This is a genomic window from Micromonospora sp. NPDC005206 (genome assembly GCF_040608175.1).
Lineage (GTDB): Bacteria > Actinomycetota > Actinomycetes > Mycobacteriales > Micromonosporaceae > Micromonospora.
Map to the genome: position 1 here is coordinate 1 of NZ_JBEXHU010000029.1, position 15,872 is coordinate 15,872.

Genomic DNA, 15,872 nt, shown 5'->3' on the forward strand with positions numbered 1-15,872 from the left:
CCGCCGATGCGAACACCGCCTCCTACGAGGTCACCGTCGAGCACCTCGCCGACTGGATCGCCACCCGCGGCTACGCCACCAGCTGACCCAACCACCAACAACGACAAGGGCCGGACCCCAACCAGGGGTCCGGCCCTTCGTCATGCCCGGGTCAGTGTTCGCTGCCCGCGCGGATCGGCTCGGCGTCCGGGGTCGGTTCGGTCGCCTCGAACCGGTGGGCCCGTCGGCGCAGCCACCACGTGCTGGCGAGACCGGCGAGCACCGCGAGGGCCAGCCCGGCCCAGGAGATGTCCTTGAGCCAGTGCTCGGCCGCACGGCCCACGGTGAAGAGCAGGTAGGTGGTGCCGAACGCCCAGACCAGGCCGCCGGCCGCGTTGGCCAGCAGGAACCGCCGGTACGGCACGTGCAGTGCCCCAGCGAGCGGCCCGGCCGGGATCCGCAGCAGTGCCACGAACCGGCCGAAGAAGACCGCCCAGACGCCGTACCGGGCGAAGCTCTGTTCGGCGCGGGCGAGCTGTGCGGGGCCGAGATGTCGGGGGAAGCGCCGGCCCAGCCGGGCCAGCAGCGGACGGCCACCCCGGCGGCCCACCGCATACCCGACGGAGTCCCCGATGATCGCTCCGGCGGCAGCGGCGGTGGCGACCCACTCCGGTTCTACCACACCGGTGGCGGCGAGCAGGGCGGAGCTGACCAGGACGATCTCGCCGGGCAGTGGGACACCCATGCTCTCCACGCCGATGACCCCGCCGACGAGCAGGTAGACCGCGATCGGCGGCAGCGACACGAGCCAGTGCTGAACGTCGAACACCGTCGACCCCCTCCCCGTCCGGCCTCGAACCCTACCGTCGGCCGGTCGCTCGGACCCGACGTCGGGTTGCGCAACTAGCAAGACGGACGTACGGTTTTGTTGAGAGCGGAATCGGCGGTAAGTGTCACCTAACCTCGGCGGCACCCTGGCCGGTGCGACACACTGCTCAGGACTACTCACGGTCGCTGGTGTGAAGGAGTACGACGTGGCGAGCCTCGACACCTTCGGTGCGAAGACCCAGCTACGCGTCGGAGACGCGAGCTACGAGATTTTCAGGATCGACAAGGTGGACGGCCACGACCGGCTGCCGTACAGCCTGAAGATCCTGCTGGAGAACCTGCTGCGGACCGAGGACGGCGCGAACATCACCGCCGACCACATCCGCCAGCTCGGCGGGTGGGACTCCACCGCCGCCCCGAGCGTGGAGATCCAGTTCACCCCGGCGCGGGTGCTGATGCAGGACTTCACCGGCGTGCCCTGCGTGGTCGACCTGGCCACCATGCGCGAGGCGGTGCGCGACCTGGGCGGCGACGCCACCAAGGTCAACCCCCTCGCCCCGGCCGAGCTGGTCATCGACCACTCCGTCATCGCCGACCTGTTCGGCCGCGAGGACGCCTTCGAGCGCAACGTCGAGCTGGAGTACGAGCGCAACAAGGAGCGCTACCAGTTCCTGCGCTGGGGCCAGACCGCGTTCAACGAGTTCAAGGTCGTCCCGCCGGGCACCGGCATCGTGCACCAGGTCAACATCGAGTACCTGGCCCGCACCATCATGGAGCGCAACGGCCAGGCGTACCCCGACACGGTGGTCGGCACCGACTCGCACACCACGATGGTCAACGGCCTGGGCGTGCTCGGCTGGGGCGTCGGCGGCATCGAGGCCGAGGCCGCGATGCTCGGTCAGCCGGTCAGCATGCTGATCCCCCGCGTGGTGGGCTTCAAGCTGCACGGCGAGATGCCGGCCGGCACCACCGCCACCGACCTGGTGCTGACCATCACCGAGATGCTGCGCAAGCACGGCGTGGTCGGCAAGTTCGTCGAGTTCTACGGCCCCGGCGTCAGCGCCGTGCCGCTGGCCAACCGCGCCACCATCGGCAACATGTCCCCCGAATACGGCTCCACCGTGGCGATCTTCCCGATCGACGCCGAGACGGTCCGCTACCTGAAGCTGACCGGTCGCGACGAGCAGCAGGTCGCGCTCGTCGAGGCGTACGCCAAGGAGCAGGGCCTCTGGCACGACCCGGACGCGGAGCCGGAGTACTCCGAGCGCCTGGAGCTCGACCTCAGCACCATCGAGCCTTCGCTGGCCGGCCCGAAGCGCCCGCAGGACCGGGTGCCGCTGGGCAGCGCCAAGACGCTGTTCCGCTCGGCGCTGACCGACTACGTCGCCGACGACTCCGTCGGTGAGCGTGACCTCAAGCCGGGCGTGCCCCGTGAGGAACTGCCGCGCGGTGCCAACGGCCCGGCCGACGAGGCCAGCGCCGAGTCCTTCCCGGCCAGCGACCCGCCGGCCAACGAGTTCAGCGACCCGGCCGACGAGCCGCGCGACCTGGAGACCGCGGCCGTCGGCTCCGGCGGTCGGGCCACCGACCCGATCCGGGTCACCGGCGCCGACGGCGTCGAGTACGAGTTGGACCACGGCGCCGTCGTGATCGCCGCGATCACCTCCTGCACCAACACCTCCAACCCCCAGGTGATGATCGGCGCCGCACTGCTGGCCCGCAACGCGGTCGAGAAGGGCCTGACCCGCAAGCCGTGGGTCAAGACCACCCTGGCGCCCGGTTCCAAGGTCGTCATGGACTACTACGAGCGGGCCGGCCTCACGCCGTACCTGGACAAGCTCGGCTTCAACCTGGTCGGGTACGGCTGCACCACCTGCATCGGCAACTCGGGCCCGCTGCCCGAGGAGGTCTCGGCGGCGGTCAACGAGAAGGACCTCGCCGTCGTCTCGGTGCTCTCCGGCAACCGCAACTTCGAGGGCCGGATCAACCCGGACGTCAAGATGAACTACCTGGCGTCCCCGCCTCTTGTGGTCGCGTACGCGCTCGCCGGCACGATGGACATCGACCTGGCCAACGAGCCGATCGGCGAGGACAGCGACGGCAACCCGGTCTTCCTGCGTGAGATCTGGCCGAACAGCGCCGAGATCCAGGACGTCATCGCCCAGGCGATCGGCGCCACCGGGTTCAGCGCCGCGTACGCCGACGTCTTCGCCGGCGACGAGCGCTGGCAGTCGCTGCCCACCCCGACCGGCGACACCTTCGCCTGGGCGGGCGACTCCACCTACGTGCGCAAGCCCCCCTACTTCGAGGGCATGCAGCAGGAGCCGAGCCCGGTCACCGACATCGCCGACGCCCGGGTGCTGGCCAAGCTGGGTGACTCGGTGACCACCGACCACATCTCGCCGGCCGGCTCGATCAAGGCCGACTCCCCCGCCGGTCAGTACCTCGCCGAGCACGGCGTGCCGCGGCACGAGTTCAACTCGTACGGCTCCCGCCGGGGCAACCACGAGGTGATGATCCGGGGCACCTTCGCCAACATCCGGCTGCGCAACCAGCTGGTCCCCGGGGTGGAGGGCGGCTTCACCGTCAACCACCTCACCGGCGAGCAGACCTCGATCTACGACGCCTCGGTCGCCTATCAGGAGGCCGGCATCCCGCTGGTCGTGCTGGCCGGCAAGGAGTACGGCTCGGGCTCGTCGCGGGACTGGGCGGCCAAGGGCACGATGCTGCTGGGCGTCCGGGCGGTCATCGCCGAGTCCTACGAGCGGATCCACCGCTCCAACCTGATCGGCATGGGCGTGCTGCCGCTGCAGTTCCCGGTGGACACCACCGCCGAGTCGCTCGGCCTCACCGGCACCGAGACGTTCACCTTCACCGGGGTGACCGCGCTCAACGACGGCGAGACCCCGCGCACGGTGAAGGTCACCACCGACACCGGCGTCGAGTTCGACGCGGTGGTCCGGATCGACACCCCGGGCGAGGCGGACTACTACCGGCACGGCGGCATCCTGCAGTACGTGCTGCGCCGCATGATCGCCAACTGACGTACCGCGTCCACCAGGGCCTCTTCCCGCCTCGGCGGAGAGGGGCCCTGCGGCGTCCTGGCCGGCCATGCTGCCCGTTGTCGGGGTGACCCCCTATGGTGTCGGGGTGGTCGACCGGCGTCAGGTGATGAGGTTCCGCGTCCAGGCACAGCAGCTCGCCCGGGCGCACGGCACGCTGGCGGACACCGCCGTGCTCGACGCCGGCGTGCAGGACACCGGCCCCGACGGCGGCCGCTGGGCGCTGGCGCTGCGCGGGGTCGACCGGGCGGCGTCGTCCGGGGCCGACCTGGTGCTGCTGTGGACCGTGCGCGGCGCGCCCCACCTCTACCGCCGCGCTGACGCGGGGGAGGTGGCGTCCGCGGTCGCACCCTGGTCCGACGCCGACGCGGGCAAGCGCATCTACGACGCCGCCAAGCCGTTGAGGGCGGCCGGCATCGCCAACCTGGAGGCTCTCGACACAGTGGCCGCCGAGCTGCGGGCCACCGTCACCGAGCCGATGGTCAAGGGCGACGTGTCGGGCCGCCTGAGCGCGGTGCTGCCCGGGCCGTACCTGCGGTTCTGCCGCCCCTGCGACGCCACGCACATCTTCGAGATGCCGTTGCGGCTGGCCGCGGTGCGCGCCGGGTTGGAATTGCAGCGCGACACGTCGCCGCCGGTGCTGCGGCGCATCCCCGGGTTCCGTGCGGCGGCCGGCGCGGGCGACCGGTTCGACCTCGTGCGCGCGTACCTGCGGCTGCTGGGTCCGGCCACCCCCGGCCACGTGGCCACCTACCTCGATGCCCCGGTCCGGGAAGTCAAGGCACGATGGCCCGAGGACGTGATCGAGGTGACGGTCGACGGCGAGAGGCGCTCGCTCCTGGCCGCCGACGAGCAGTCGCTGGCGTCGGCCGCAGCGGCGGTGACCCGCCTGCTCGGTCCCTTCGACCTCTTCCTTCAGGCCAGAGACCGGGCGACGCTGGTGCCCGATGCCGCGCGCGCCAAGGAGCTGTGGCCGGTGCTGGGTCGCCCCGGCGCCGTCCTGGTCGACGGTGAGCTGGTCGGCACCTGGCGGCCCCGCAAGTCGGGCGCCAGGATGACAGTCGCCGTCCAGCCCTGGCAGAAGCTGCCCGAGAGCAGGCGCAGGGCCGTCATCGAGCAGGCCGAGCGCCTCGCGGCGCACCGCGCCGCCACTCTCGCCGGCGTCGAGTTCCTGGACTGACGACGGACCGGACGCGTCGCGAGCGGCGCGGCCAGTTGCAGCCCACGGACGCAGCGTCATCCACCTGCGCGAGGATCACCCACCTCGGTCGCCGCTTCCGCGTCCGGCTCCTGCCGGGTCGACGTGCGGAGGTTCTTGCGCATCTGCTGGGTCGTCACCCGGTACCCCGACGAGTCGTACAGGTTGAGCGCCGTCGTGTTGTATCCGAACACGTTGAGTTCGAGAGCGTGGGCGCCCTCCTCGCGAGCCGTCCGCTCGGCGGCCGTGAGCAGTGCCCGCCCCAGACCCTGCCCGCGGCGCTCGGCGACCACCTCGATGTCGTAGAGGTAGGCGCAGTGCGCGACGCCGCGCGGATGCGTCAGCCCGATCCACAGGCGTCCGACCGGTGTGCCGTCGGCCAGCACGCCGAGCAGGAAGATCATGCCGGGCGTGGCCATCCCCTGTGGCAGCAGGGCTCTGTTGGCTTCCTCGGAGCGGCGCAGAGCCTCGTCGGCCGTCCAGGTGCCGGCCTCGACGTGGTCCTGCGCGTAGGCGGCGACGACGTCGGTCTGCCACCGGTCGAATTCCGCGCGGGACATCGGCCGCACATTCAGGTCGATCATGCGCGGGATCCTCTCACGAATCCCCTCGGCGAGGAGGACCTGCCGATCCCGCCGGCCCGGGGTGCGCGTACCACCCGGCTACGAGGCGAGGTCGGCGGCGCGGTCGAGCAGGGCGCGGCGCTCGGCGGCGGATGTCACCTCGGCCGCGGCCCTCCGGAACAGGGTGGCGGCGCGGACCCGGTCGCTTTGCTGGGCCACCAGGTCCGCCTCCACCGCGACGGCGAGCGGGTAGCCGTCCAACGCGCCCCCGGCGCGGGCCGCGCCGAGCAGCGCCAACCCGGCCGCCGGCCCGTACGCGTAGCCGTGCGCCACGGCCCGGTTCAACCCGACCACCGGCGAGGGCCGATCGCCGGCCAGGCTGTCGTAGGCCCGGGCGATCGCCGGCCAGTCGGTGGCCTCGGCGGACGCGGCGGTGGCGTGGCAGGCCGCGATCCGGGCCTGCCACGCGTACGGCCCGTCGTGGTGTACCCGCGCCAGCGCGTCCAGTCCCTCGGTGATGGCGGCCCGGTCCCACCGGCCGCGGTCCTGCCGCTCCAGGGTCAGCAGGTAGCCGGCGGCGTCGCGGCGGGCGTCGGCGCGCGAGTGCTGGAACAGGAACAACGCGAGCAGGGCGGCCACCTCGGACTGCCCCGGCATCAGCCGGTCGAGCAGCCGGGCCAGCCGGATCGCCTCGTCGGCGAAGGCCGGTTCGCCGTCGGCGACGTAGCCGCGGGTGAAGAGCAGGTACAGCACGGCCAGCACACCGGGCAGCCGTTCGGCGAGCGCCGGCCCGGCCGGCACCCGGTACGGGATGCCGGCCTCCTTGATCCGGGTCCGGGCCCGGGTCAACCGCCGGGTCATCGTCGACTCGGTGACCAGGAAGAGCCGGGCGATGTCGGCGGTCGACACCCCGCAGACGGTACGCAGCGTCAACGCCACCCGCGCCTCCGGCGCCAGCGCCGGGTGGCAGCAGGTGAAGATCAGCCGTAGTCGGTCGTCCACCACGTCCTCCCCCGCCCCGGGCGCGGGCTCCGCGTCCGCCGGCGCGAGCACCGCCAGGTCGTGCAGCTTGCGGCGCTCCACGGCGGCCCGGCGCAGCACGTCGATCGCCCGGTTGCGGGCCACCGTCATCAGCCAGCCGCCCGGGTTGGCCGGCACGCCGTCACCGGGCCAGCGCTCCAGGGCGACGGTCAGCGCCTCCTGGGCGCAGTCCTCTGCCAACGCCCAGTCCCCGGTCACCCGGATCAGGGTCGCGACGATCCGTGGGTACGCCTCGGCGCCGGCGGCCGCGACGGCCTCCGCCGCCGCAGCCGCACCCGTGCCGATCGCCCGGCCGGCGTTTTCGTGCCGCTCACCGGCCGGCGTTTCGGTGCGGGTCACCCGATCAGCCGGGCAGGCCCGCGAAGGGGCGCAGTTCCAGTCGGCCGTGCCGGGCCATCGGGTGGGCCCGCGCCACCTCGATCGCCTCGTCAAGGTCGGCGCAGTCGAGCAGGTCGAAGCCCACGATCACCTCCGTGGTCTCGGCGAACGGCCCGTCGGAGATGAGCAGTTCGCCGCCGCGCACCCGGACCGTGGTGGCCGCGGTGCTCGGCGCCAGCTCGTCGCCCTGGAGGCGGCGGCCACGGGCGTCGTTCTCGGCCACCCACGCGTGGATGTCGGGTACGTCGGTCGGGTCGGTGTCCGGCTCGGCGTCGGTGCAGACAAACATCATGTACTTCATCTGGCGCTCCCTGGTGTGTCCGGGTATCGCCAGCATGACGATCGGCCGCGGCCGTTCCGGACACCGGGTGCCGGAAAACCTCGCGGGTTGTCGGTCAGTTCGCGCCGGCGGCGCGGCGTCGGGCCTCCCGGGTCTTCATGGCGTGCTCCATCAACGTGACGAGCACCTCCTTGCTGGACGCGCGCTGACGGGCGTCGCAGAGCAGCACCGGGACCCCCGGGTCCAGGTTCAGCGCGGACTGCACTTCGTCGAGCCGGTACTGCCGGGACCCCTCGAAGCAGTTCACCGCGACCACGAACGGGGTGCCCCGGCCCTCGAAGTAGTCGATCGACGGGAAGCAGTCGGCCAGCCGGCGGGTGTCCGCCAGCACCACCGCGCCGATCGCGCCCAGCGCCAGCTCGTCCCAGACGAACCAGAACCGGTCCTGCCCCGGCGTGCCGAACAGGTAGAGCACCAGGTCGTCACTGATGGTGATCCGACCGAAGTCCATCGCCACGGTGGTGGTGGTCTTCTCCTCCACCCCGGACAGGTCGTCGATGCCGACCCCGGACTCGGTCAGCACCTCCTCGGTGCGCAACGGCCGGGTCTCGCTCACCGCGCCGACCATGGTGGTCTTGCCGACGCCGAAGCCACCGGCGACCAGGATCTTGATCGCGGTGGGCAGTGGGGTCGCTCCCGCCGGCCGGTCAGAGTGCCCGTAGTCCATTGATTACCGCCTCGAAGATGCTGTTGTCGGGAAGACCGGCCGTGGTCTGTGGTTCGCGGACCTGCACCAGGCTGCGGGCCGCCAGGTCGCCGAGGAGCACCCGGATGGTGCCCACCGGCAGGTCGAGATGGGCAGCGATCTCGGCGACGGACTGTATTCGTTGGCACAGTCCGACGATCGCCAGGTGCTCCGGACCGAGGCCGACCTCCGGTGTGACGTCGCCTCGGGTCGCGGTGACCAGGGAGATCAGGTCGAACGTGCCGGTGACCGGGCGGGCGCGCCCGCGCGTCACCGCGTACGGGCGGACCACCGGGCCCGCATGGTCATCCACCCACTGATGGTCCGCGGACTCTCCCTGCACCGTCATGGCCGCTACTTCTCGCCGGCCGGCTGGTCGGCGCCGCGGGATGGGGAGGCAACGTACTTGCCGACCCTGGTGACCAGCATCGCCATCTCGTAGGCGATCAGGCCGACGTCGGTGTCCTCGCTGGCCAGCACCGCCAGGCAGGCGTTGCGCCCGGCCGCGGTGACGAACAGGAACGACGATTGCATCTCGATGATGGTCTGCTGCACCTGCCCGCCACCGAAGCGCTTGCCGGCGCCCCGGGCCAGGCTCTGGATGCCGGCCGCCATCGCCGCGAGGTGCTCACCGTCGTCCCGGCTCAGCCCCTGCGAGGAGGCCATCAACAGCCCGTCGGTGGAGAGCGCGACCGCATGCTCGGCCTGCTTCACCCGGCCCACAAGATCATCCAGCAACCACGTCAGGTCGGCACTCGAAGCCGTCTTCTGGGCCACTCGTCGTCCTCTTCTCCCCCGGCTGTTGTCGCCGTGCTCGTCTGGGGCTGACCATCACGCCGCGCGGAAACCCGCATTGCCGGCGTCCGATCAGGTGGTGCGCGGGTCCTCGTCGGTCGGCTCGGACGTCTCCGCTGGCGGGGCGCCGGAAGCGCCGTCGAGCAGTCGTGCCGCGTCGGTCCGACCTCGCCGCGTGCCGCTCTGGTAGGAGCTCATCATCCGGCGCACCTGCTCGGGCGGGCGCGCCACGTCCTCCTCGTCGGTCTCCGTCGCCGCCGGGTCGTCGCGCAGCTCGGGCACGATGCTCGCCTGCCGGACCCGCACCGGCAGGCCCGAGTCCGTCCGGTCCGCCTCGGCCTGGGCGGGCAGTGGCCCGCCGTCCGCGCCCGGCTCGCCGACGCTGGTGCTGTCCGCTGGTCCGGCACGGTCGAAGGCGGGCAGGCCGGTGGGCACCGTCGGGCCCTCCAGGGCCGGCTGGCCCAGCGTGCGCCGGGCCCGGCTGGGCAGCTCCGACAACCCGGTAGCGGGCGTCGTCCGCTGGCGGGTGGGCAGAGCGGCGTCCACATCGGTCGCGTCGGTCTGCGCCGTCGGGCTGGTGGTGTCGGTCGTCGCCGGTGCGTCGGCCGGAACCGCCGCCGGGGCGGTCGGGGTCACCAGATCCGGTACGTCCGGCGCCGTCGTACCCGCTGCCGCCGGTGGCGCGGCCAGCGCGAGGAGGCTCGGGCGACCGCTGTCGGCGGGACCTCCGGTCGACGACGGGGCCAGCGGGATGGCCGGTGACCCGGCCCGCATCGCGCCGGAGTCCTCCGGGGCAGCGCCGTTCTCGGTGACCAGCTCCAGTGGGATCAGCACGACGGCGGTGGTGCCGCCGTACGCCGACTCCTTGAGCCGGACCCGCACGCCGTGCCGCTCGGTCAGCCGGCTCACCACGTAGAGGCCGAGGCGGGCGGCGTTGGCGAGGTTCAGCTCGGACTGGTCGACGATCCGGTGGTTCGCCGCGGCCAGGTCCTCCTCGCTCATGCCGAGGCCCCGGTCCTCGATCTCGATGGCGAACCCGTTGGCCACCAGTTGGCCACGAACCTCCACCGTGGTGTGCGGCGGGGAGAACGACAGGCCGTTCTCGATCAGCTCGGCGAGCAGGTGGATGATGTCGCCGACCGCGCGGCCGGCCAGCGAGACCGGCCCGAGCGGCAGCACGTTGACCCGGGTGTAGTCCTCCACCTCGGCCACCGCGCCGCGCACCACGTCGACCATCGGCACGTTGCGCCGCCAGGCCCGGCCCGGGGTGGAGCCGGAGAGCACGATCAGGTTTTCCGCGTTGCGCCGCATCCGGGTGGCCAGGTGGTCGACCCGGAACAGGTCCTCGAGTTCCTCCGCGTCCTGTTCGCGCCGCTCCATCGCGTCCAGCAGGGTGAGCTGGCGGTGCACCAGCGCCTGGGTACGCCGGGCCAGGCTGAGGAAGACCTCGCGGACGTTGCGGCGCAGGTCGGCCTGCTCGACGGCGGTGCGCAAAGCGGTCTCCTGGACCGCGTTGAACGCCTTGCCGACCTGGCCGATCTCGTCGGTGCCGAACTCCAGGGGTGGCGCCTCGGTGGCCACGTCGACCTCCTCGCCGCGACCGAGCCGTTCGACCACGCTGGGCAGCCGCTCGTTGGCCAGGCGGAAGGCCGCGCCACGCAACCGTTCCAGCTGCCGTACCAGGGAGCGGGCGGTGGTGATGGACACGACGATCGAGGCGATGACGGCGAGCAGACCGAGGCCGGTGGCCAGCGCCAACCGGACGACGACGCCGATGGCGACCGGGGTCGCCCGGTCGACCACGCCGTCGCCACCGGCCAGCACGACGTCACTGATCTCGGTCAGCGCCGGAGCAATGGTGTCGGTCCACTCCGTCGCGGTCACGGACGGCCGGCCGGCACCACCGCCCTGCATCACCTGGGTCTCCAGGGCGGTCAGCCGGCTGAAGGTGTCGCCCGTCGACATCGTCTCGTAGCGGCGCTGGTCGGTGCCGGGGAGCCGGACCAGTGCCGAGGCGGCGACGAACTGTCGGGCGCCGACGATCCGGGTGAACTCCGCCCGCTCGGCCGTAGTGATGCGCCCGGCGGCCAGCACGCCGGCCAGCAGCGCGTCCTCCTGGGACAGCAGCTCCCGGGACCGGTTGAGGCCGATCAGCGCGGCGGTGTCCTCGGCGACCTGCTCGTCGTCGAGGTTGCCGAGCGCGTCGTACACCCGGTAGATCGACTCGATCACTCCGGTGAAGGTCGCGATGGCCCCGGCCCGGTCGATGCTCCGGTCGTCGACCGCCGTACGGGTCTTGTCCAGGTCGTTCAGCCCGGTGATGAGAGCCTTGATCCGCTGGTCGAGGGTGTCGCTGCCCAGCGCGTCGACCTGCCAGTTCTCGGTGGACTTCGTAAACTTCGCCGCCAACTGGTCGGTGCGCTGCCGCATCTGCGCCAGCGTGGCGCGCTGCGCGTCGTCGGGTCGACCGAGGTAGGTCAGCGACGTCCGACGCTCCAACTGCAACTGCAACAGCAGCGGCTCGGTGGGATCGAAGACCTTCGTGTCCAGGGTCTGCACGCCGAGCAGGTTGACCCCGTCCCGGACGGTGACCCAGGCCGTAAAGCCCCAGAGCGCCACGAGTGAGACCAGTAGAGCAACGACCTTGGTACGCAGATTCGTACTGCGGGAACCCATTACACCGTCCCTGGCGCGACCTGTGTGATTGATCAGTCAGAAGTGCGGAGTGCACGCATCGACCCGGCGCACGCTAGCAGCGTCCGGGGCCGCGCTCAAGCGCTGCTGATCATGAGACCACCGTACGTGGCCGGAGCGGGGCCCTGTCCATCTCGTTGACCAGGTCGGATCTGGTCAGGGCCAAGTGCCGGACCGCGAGAATGGCCGCACGGACGATCAGCACAGGTGTGTAGAGATCTTTGTCATGCCACAATGGAGGATGATCGTGGTGATCGTCTACCTCGGTCAGGTGACGCAACCCGCGACCGATCGCCTCCCGTACGCCCGGCCGGGCCGGTCGATGGACCCCCAGCAGCACGTGCAGGGCGTACGCGGTCTCCTCCACGGTGCCCGCCCAGCGTCCCCACGCCCCGTCCGCCCGTTGGGTGGCGACCAACCAGTCGACGGCGCGATCCACCGCCGATCCGGCGATCCCGGCCGGGGCGTACCGGTCGAGGGCTGCCACGACGCACGAGGTGGCGTAGTAGGGCGAAGCGTGCCAGCGGTCCACCCAGGAGCCGTCGGGCTGCTGCTCGTCGCCCAGCCACCCGGCCAGCGCCGCCGCACGGCCGCCGTAGCGGCTCGCGGCCGCCGACGTGTGACGGGCGTGCCAGCCGAGCGCCTCCAGCACGTGCGCGTTCGTGGTGACCGACCGCCCGTCCTCCCCCCGCCAGGTGCAGAAGTGGCTGCCGAGGTCGAAGTGGAGCAGGCTCGCCGGATCCACCGGGTGACCGAGGCGGGCGAGAGCATAGAGAGCGACCGAGGTGGTGTCCGCGTCGGCCGGTAGTCCTGGCCCGGTCGGCGTGCCATGCGGCCCGAGCGCGGCGGCCAACTCGGCGATGAGCTTCGGCGCGGGCCGGACCGGCACCCCCACTCGGGCCAGACTGCTCAGCGCCCAAGCCCGCTCGAACACCGTGATCGGCGTACAGCAGGGCACCGGTCCGTCGAGGAGACCGACAGCCGCCCCCAGGTAGGCCAGCGCCTCCGGGTCCGCGCCGGGCGTCGCCGGGTCGCCGATCCAGGCGGCGGTGGCCGCCGGCGAGGCACCGACGGCCCCGGCGACCGGGGACACGCCGCCGTGCCGGCGCGCGACCGGTCCGAGCACCTCGAAGGCGTGCAGCAGCTTCTGCGGCACCGGATGTCCGGCGCCCACCAGCGCGTGTACCGCGTCGAGCCGCCGTCGGTCCACGCCGGGCAGGGCGCGGACCCCGTCGACAAACCCCCGACCGGGGCGTGCGGCAAAGAAGGTGAGGTGGTCGTTGATCCGCTGCACCAGGGCCGCCACGATGAGGTCGGCCGCCGGCGTGTCTGGGAGCGGCGTGCCCCTTCCGAGCCAGTCGGCGAGCACGCCCAGCCCGCGGCTCGCCGCGGCGGCCAGCTCGGGCCGAGAGGAGCCCTGGGTGCCCCGCAGCGTGCCGAGCAGCGCCTCCACCGCGCTCACCGTCGGCACCACGGCGTAGCCGCTGGCGCCACCCCACCCGCCATCGGAACGCTGTTCGCCCAGCAGATACCGCAGCCGCCGGTCATGCCCGGTGAGCCACGGCGCGTCCGCGACGACCCGGCCGGTCTCGTACACCGACGGGGTGACCCGGCCCGCCGGCTCGAGCACCATGGCGGCGAGCAACTCCCGGGCCGATGCGGCCACGTCGGACTCGTCCCCGGCATCGGCGGCGGCTGGTGAGGTGGTCACAGCACGCCCCAGAAGTCGGTCGACCGGTAGAAGCCGGTGCTGAAGCCGATCTGGCGGGCGAGGTAGTCGGCCTGCACCGGGCAGCTTGTGCGCAGCGGGTCGAGCAGCTCGCGGGCGTACGCCACCAGGCCGGTGATCTGGCGCTCGATGTCGGCCCGCTCCGGCACCAACATCAACGCGTTGAGGTCGCCCCACCGCTGGTCGCGTTCGTAGGTCGCGAGGTCGTTGACGAGTCGGAGGATCCGCTGCACCTGGTCACTGGCCGCGACGAGCGCGTCGAGGTGGGTCAGCGTCGCGGGATCGCCGGAGTGGATCCAGTGCACGACGTTGACCACCGTGCAGGCCAGGTTCGCCGCGTTGGCCAGGTACTCGTCCAGGGTGGGCAGCACGCCGGTGCTGGCGGTCTGCTTCCAGTCCCACTCTCGCGCCATGGCGTCGAGCATCGTCCGCAACTCGTTCCGCCATACCGCCCCGTGGGTCGCGTACGCCGGCACGGCGGCCAGTTCGTCGTGCAATTCGGCGAGAAAACGGCCGAGAGAGTCGTCCTCCGCCGGTTTCCCGCCCTCCGCCACGGCGAGGCAGCCCGCCGCCAATCGGTCGATCTCGTCACGGGTACGCGCCTCGTGGTCGACGAGCCAGTCGACCGCGAAGCCCCACAGCACGGCCCGGTTCGTGACGCGCAACTGGGCAAGGTCACACCAGGGCGCCCCGAATGCGATCGCCATCGCGACGTTGCCGAACAGCGCCGGGTCGAACGGTCGCGCCGGGAAGAGATCGGGGTACGCCGCAGCACGTTCGGCCAGGTCACGTTGGCCCTTTGCGGCGAGGGCACAGATCCGGCCCTGCTCCGCGGCCAGCGCCATCTGGTCGCCACCGGTACCCGGCAGCGACGCGAGCCCAGCGGTCATGCGGAGACACTCCGTACCGGCTGTAGGGTCACCTCGACACGCTCGAGGGGCCGCAGCGCGGCGGCCACCTTGATACCGGGCAGAGCCTGCCGCTCCAGGCGGAACCGGAACCGGCTCAGGACGGTGGCCACGATCAGCATCGCCTCCAGGTAGAACAGGTGCATGCCGATGCACTGGTGTGGGCCGCCGCCGAACGGGAAGTGCGCGTACCGGTGCCGGTTGCGGACCTGCTCGGGGTCGAAGCGGTCGGGGTCGAAGACCTCGGGCCGGTCCCAGAACGCGGACATCCGGTGGGTGATCAGCGGGCTGACCACGAGAGTGGCGCCGGCCTCGATGCGTACGCCGCCGATCACGTCGGCTTCCAAGGCGCGGCGCGGGAAGAGCCAGCCGATCGGATAGAGTCGCAGCAGTTCGTCGAGCACCTGCCGGGTGTAACGCAGCTCGCGCAGGTGCTCGCGCCGGACCGGCGCGTCGCCGACCACCCGGTCGATCTCCTCGTACAGTCGCTCGGCGATCTGTTCGTCCTGAGCGATGTGCGGCCAGAGCCAGGTCAGTACGCTGATCGTGGTCTCGGTGGTGGTGGCGACCATGGAGACGGTGTCGTCACGGACCTGCCGCTCGTCGAGCCGGCCGCCAGCCTCCGTGCGGCCCCGCCACAGCGTGGCGATGATGTCGTCGCCATCGGTCTCGGCCGTTCCCCGGGCGGCGCGGACGATCGGGAGCACAGTGTCGTCGATGAGTCGAACTGCCCGACGGAACGCGCGGTCGCCGGGCATCGGCATGGCCAACGGCGCCCACGGCACCATCAGCCGCGGCATCACCGACCAGGCGATCGCGTCCTGCGCCTCCATGATGCGCATCGCCTGCGGCACCGAGATCTTGTCGGCGAAGAAGACCCGCATGATCGCCGAGCAGACGATCCGGGCCTGCACGGTGCCCATGTCGACGGGTTGGCCGGCGCGGGCCGGCTCGTCCAGTTCGTCGACCACTTCCTCGATCGCCTCGGCCAGCCGGTCGACCAGCGAGTCGACCCGCCGAGCGGTGAACAGCGGCTGGAGCACGTGGCGGCTGTTCTTCCAGTAATCGCCGTCACTGAGGATGCCGTCGCCGAACAACCGCTTCAGCGGACGCCACTGGAGACCGTCGCCGGCGCGGACGTAGTTGTCGGACTTCTCGCGCAGAACCCGCTGCAGGTGCTCCGGTCGCGTTATCAGGTAGGGCCGGAACGCGCCGAGGCTGAGCTTTACCACCTCGCCCTGCGACCGCTCGCCCAACTCGACCAGGGTGCGGGCCGGATCGCGGAACAGATTGGGCACCACATGGCGCAGCGGGACCGAGCCCGCCCGTCGCGGCTGAACCGGCACTGTCCGAGGTGCTGCCACGAGAACCGACACTCCCTTGTGGATGCTCTGCGTCGCGGAACGACTATGCGGAGTTAGGTGTTCGTGGAGCATGCCATCGCTCGGTCACCTTTCTCTAGGCGCAGTACGTGAAATTTTCATGCGCAAGGATCGCGCCTCCGCAGGATTCAATCCGCGGGAAGTGCGCGTGCCACAGATCCCGCAGGTAGCGGTGGTCGCGACGACCAGCCGGCATCCGAGGCGCTCGATAGTGACGAACATCACTCACTCGCCGCCCCTGAAGCGGGCCTGCCCAGGGACGCGCCGGCTCGGCCCGGGACCGCGTCACT

General features: G+C 71.7%; 13 protein-coding genes. 2 read left to right on the forward strand and 11 right to left on the reverse strand.

The window, feature by feature from the left end; genetic code table 11:
* Positions 1-151: 151 nt before the first annotated feature.
* A complete protein-coding gene (locus tag ABZU69_RS32470) occupies positions 152-808 on the reverse strand; it encodes a DedA family protein (RefSeq protein ID WP_354968116.1) in 657 nt (218 codons plus the stop codon).
* Between the two features lie 190 nt (positions 809-998).
* Between ABZU69_RS32470 and ABZU69_RS32475 the strand changes: the two genes are divergently transcribed.
* On the forward strand, positions 999-3,851 hold the full coding sequence (locus ABZU69_RS32475; protein WP_354968117.1) for an aconitate hydratase: 2,853 nt from the start codon (positions 999-1,001) through the stop codon (positions 3,849-3,851).
* A 106-nt stretch (positions 3,852-3,957) separates the two neighbouring features.
* A complete protein-coding gene (locus ABZU69_RS32480) occupies positions 3,958-5,049 on the forward strand; it encodes a winged helix DNA-binding domain-containing protein (protein ID WP_354968118.1) in 1,092 nt (363 codons plus the stop codon).
* Positions 5,050-5,105: 56 nt separating this feature from the next.
* On the opposite strand, the gene ABZU69_RS32485 is transcribed toward ABZU69_RS32480, so the two are convergent.
* From ABZU69_RS32485 to ABZU69_RS32530, 10 genes are all read right to left on the reverse strand, one after another.
* Complete coding sequence (locus tag ABZU69_RS32485; protein WP_354968119.1) at positions 5,106-5,651, reverse strand: GNAT family N-acetyltransferase; 546 nt, start codon at positions 5,649-5,651, stop codon at positions 5,106-5,108.
* A 78-nt stretch (positions 5,652-5,729) separates the two neighbouring features.
* Positions 5,730-6,956, reverse strand: a complete 1,227-nt coding sequence (locus ABZU69_RS32490; RefSeq protein ID WP_354968162.1) for a sigma-70 family RNA polymerase sigma factor — start codon at positions 6,954-6,956, stop codon at positions 5,730-5,732.
* 58 nt (positions 6,957-7,014) lie between these two features.
* The gene (locus tag ABZU69_RS32495) at positions 7,015-7,341 is read right to left on the reverse strand and encodes a YciI family protein (protein ID WP_354968163.1); all 327 of its coding nucleotides are present in this window, start codon (positions 7,339-7,341) and stop codon (positions 7,015-7,017) included.
* 103 nt (positions 7,342-7,444) lie between these two features.
* Complete coding sequence (locus ABZU69_RS32500) at positions 7,445-8,056, reverse strand: ATP/GTP-binding protein (RefSeq protein WP_354968120.1); 612 nt, start codon at positions 8,054-8,056, stop codon at positions 7,445-7,447.
* Complete coding sequence (locus ABZU69_RS32505; RefSeq protein WP_354968121.1) at positions 8,037-8,423, reverse strand: DUF742 domain-containing protein; 387 nt, start codon at positions 8,421-8,423, stop codon at positions 8,037-8,039. Before ABZU69_RS32505 ends, ABZU69_RS32500 begins: the two co-directional genes overlap by 20 nt.
* Before the next feature lie 5 nt (positions 8,424-8,428).
* Positions 8,429-8,851: a roadblock/LC7 domain-containing protein gene (locus tag ABZU69_RS32510; RefSeq protein WP_354968122.1), complete on the reverse strand. Its 423-nt coding sequence runs from the start codon at positions 8,849-8,851 to the stop codon at positions 8,429-8,431.
* Positions 8,852-8,941: 90 nt separating this feature from the next.
* Entirely contained in the window at positions 8,942-11,545 is a 2,604-nt protein-coding gene (locus tag ABZU69_RS32515; protein WP_354968123.1) for a nitrate- and nitrite sensing domain-containing protein, read from the reverse strand.
* A 109-nt stretch (positions 11,546-11,654) separates the two neighbouring features.
* Positions 11,655-13,274: a prenyltransferase/squalene oxidase repeat-containing protein gene (locus ABZU69_RS32520; RefSeq protein ID WP_354968124.1), complete on the reverse strand. Its 1,620-nt coding sequence runs from the start codon at positions 13,272-13,274 to the stop codon at positions 11,655-11,657.
* Positions 13,271-14,182, reverse strand: coding sequence for a terpene synthase family protein (locus ABZU69_RS32525; protein WP_354968125.1), 912 nt, complete (start codon positions 14,180-14,182; stop codon positions 13,271-13,273). Before ABZU69_RS32525 ends, ABZU69_RS32520 begins: the two co-directional genes overlap by 4 nt.
* Positions 14,179-15,498, reverse strand: coding sequence for a cytochrome P450 (locus tag ABZU69_RS32530; RefSeq protein WP_354968126.1), 1,320 nt, complete (start codon positions 15,496-15,498; stop codon positions 14,179-14,181). The genes ABZU69_RS32525 and ABZU69_RS32530 overlap by 4 nt, the downstream gene beginning before the upstream one ends.
* Positions 15,499-15,872 lie beyond the last annotated feature (374 nt).

Excerpts from the sequence above, each read along its gene's own strand:
- ABZU69_RS32485 (WP_354968119.1), bottom strand. The coding sequence starts at position 5,651 with ATGATCGACCTGAATGTGCGGCCGATGTCCCGCGCGGAATTCGACCGG.
- ABZU69_RS32495 (WP_354968163.1), bottom strand. The coding sequence starts at position 7,341 with ATGATGTTTGTCTGCACCGACGCCGAGCCGGACACCGACCCGACCGAC.
- ABZU69_RS32500 (WP_354968120.1), bottom strand. The coding sequence starts at position 8,056 with ATGGACTACGGGCACTCTGACCGGCCGGCGGGAGCGACCCCACTGCCC.
- ABZU69_RS32505 (WP_354968121.1), bottom strand. The coding sequence starts at position 8,423 with ATGACGGTGCAGGGAGAGTCCGCGGACCATCAGTGGGTGGATGACCAT.
- ABZU69_RS32515 (WP_354968123.1), bottom strand. The coding sequence starts at position 11,545 with ATGGGTTCCCGCAGTACGAATCTGCGTACCAAGGTCGTTGCTCTACTG.
- ABZU69_RS32525 (WP_354968125.1), bottom strand. The coding sequence starts at position 14,182 with ATGACCGCTGGGCTCGCGTCGCTGCCGGGTACCGGTGGCGACCAGATG.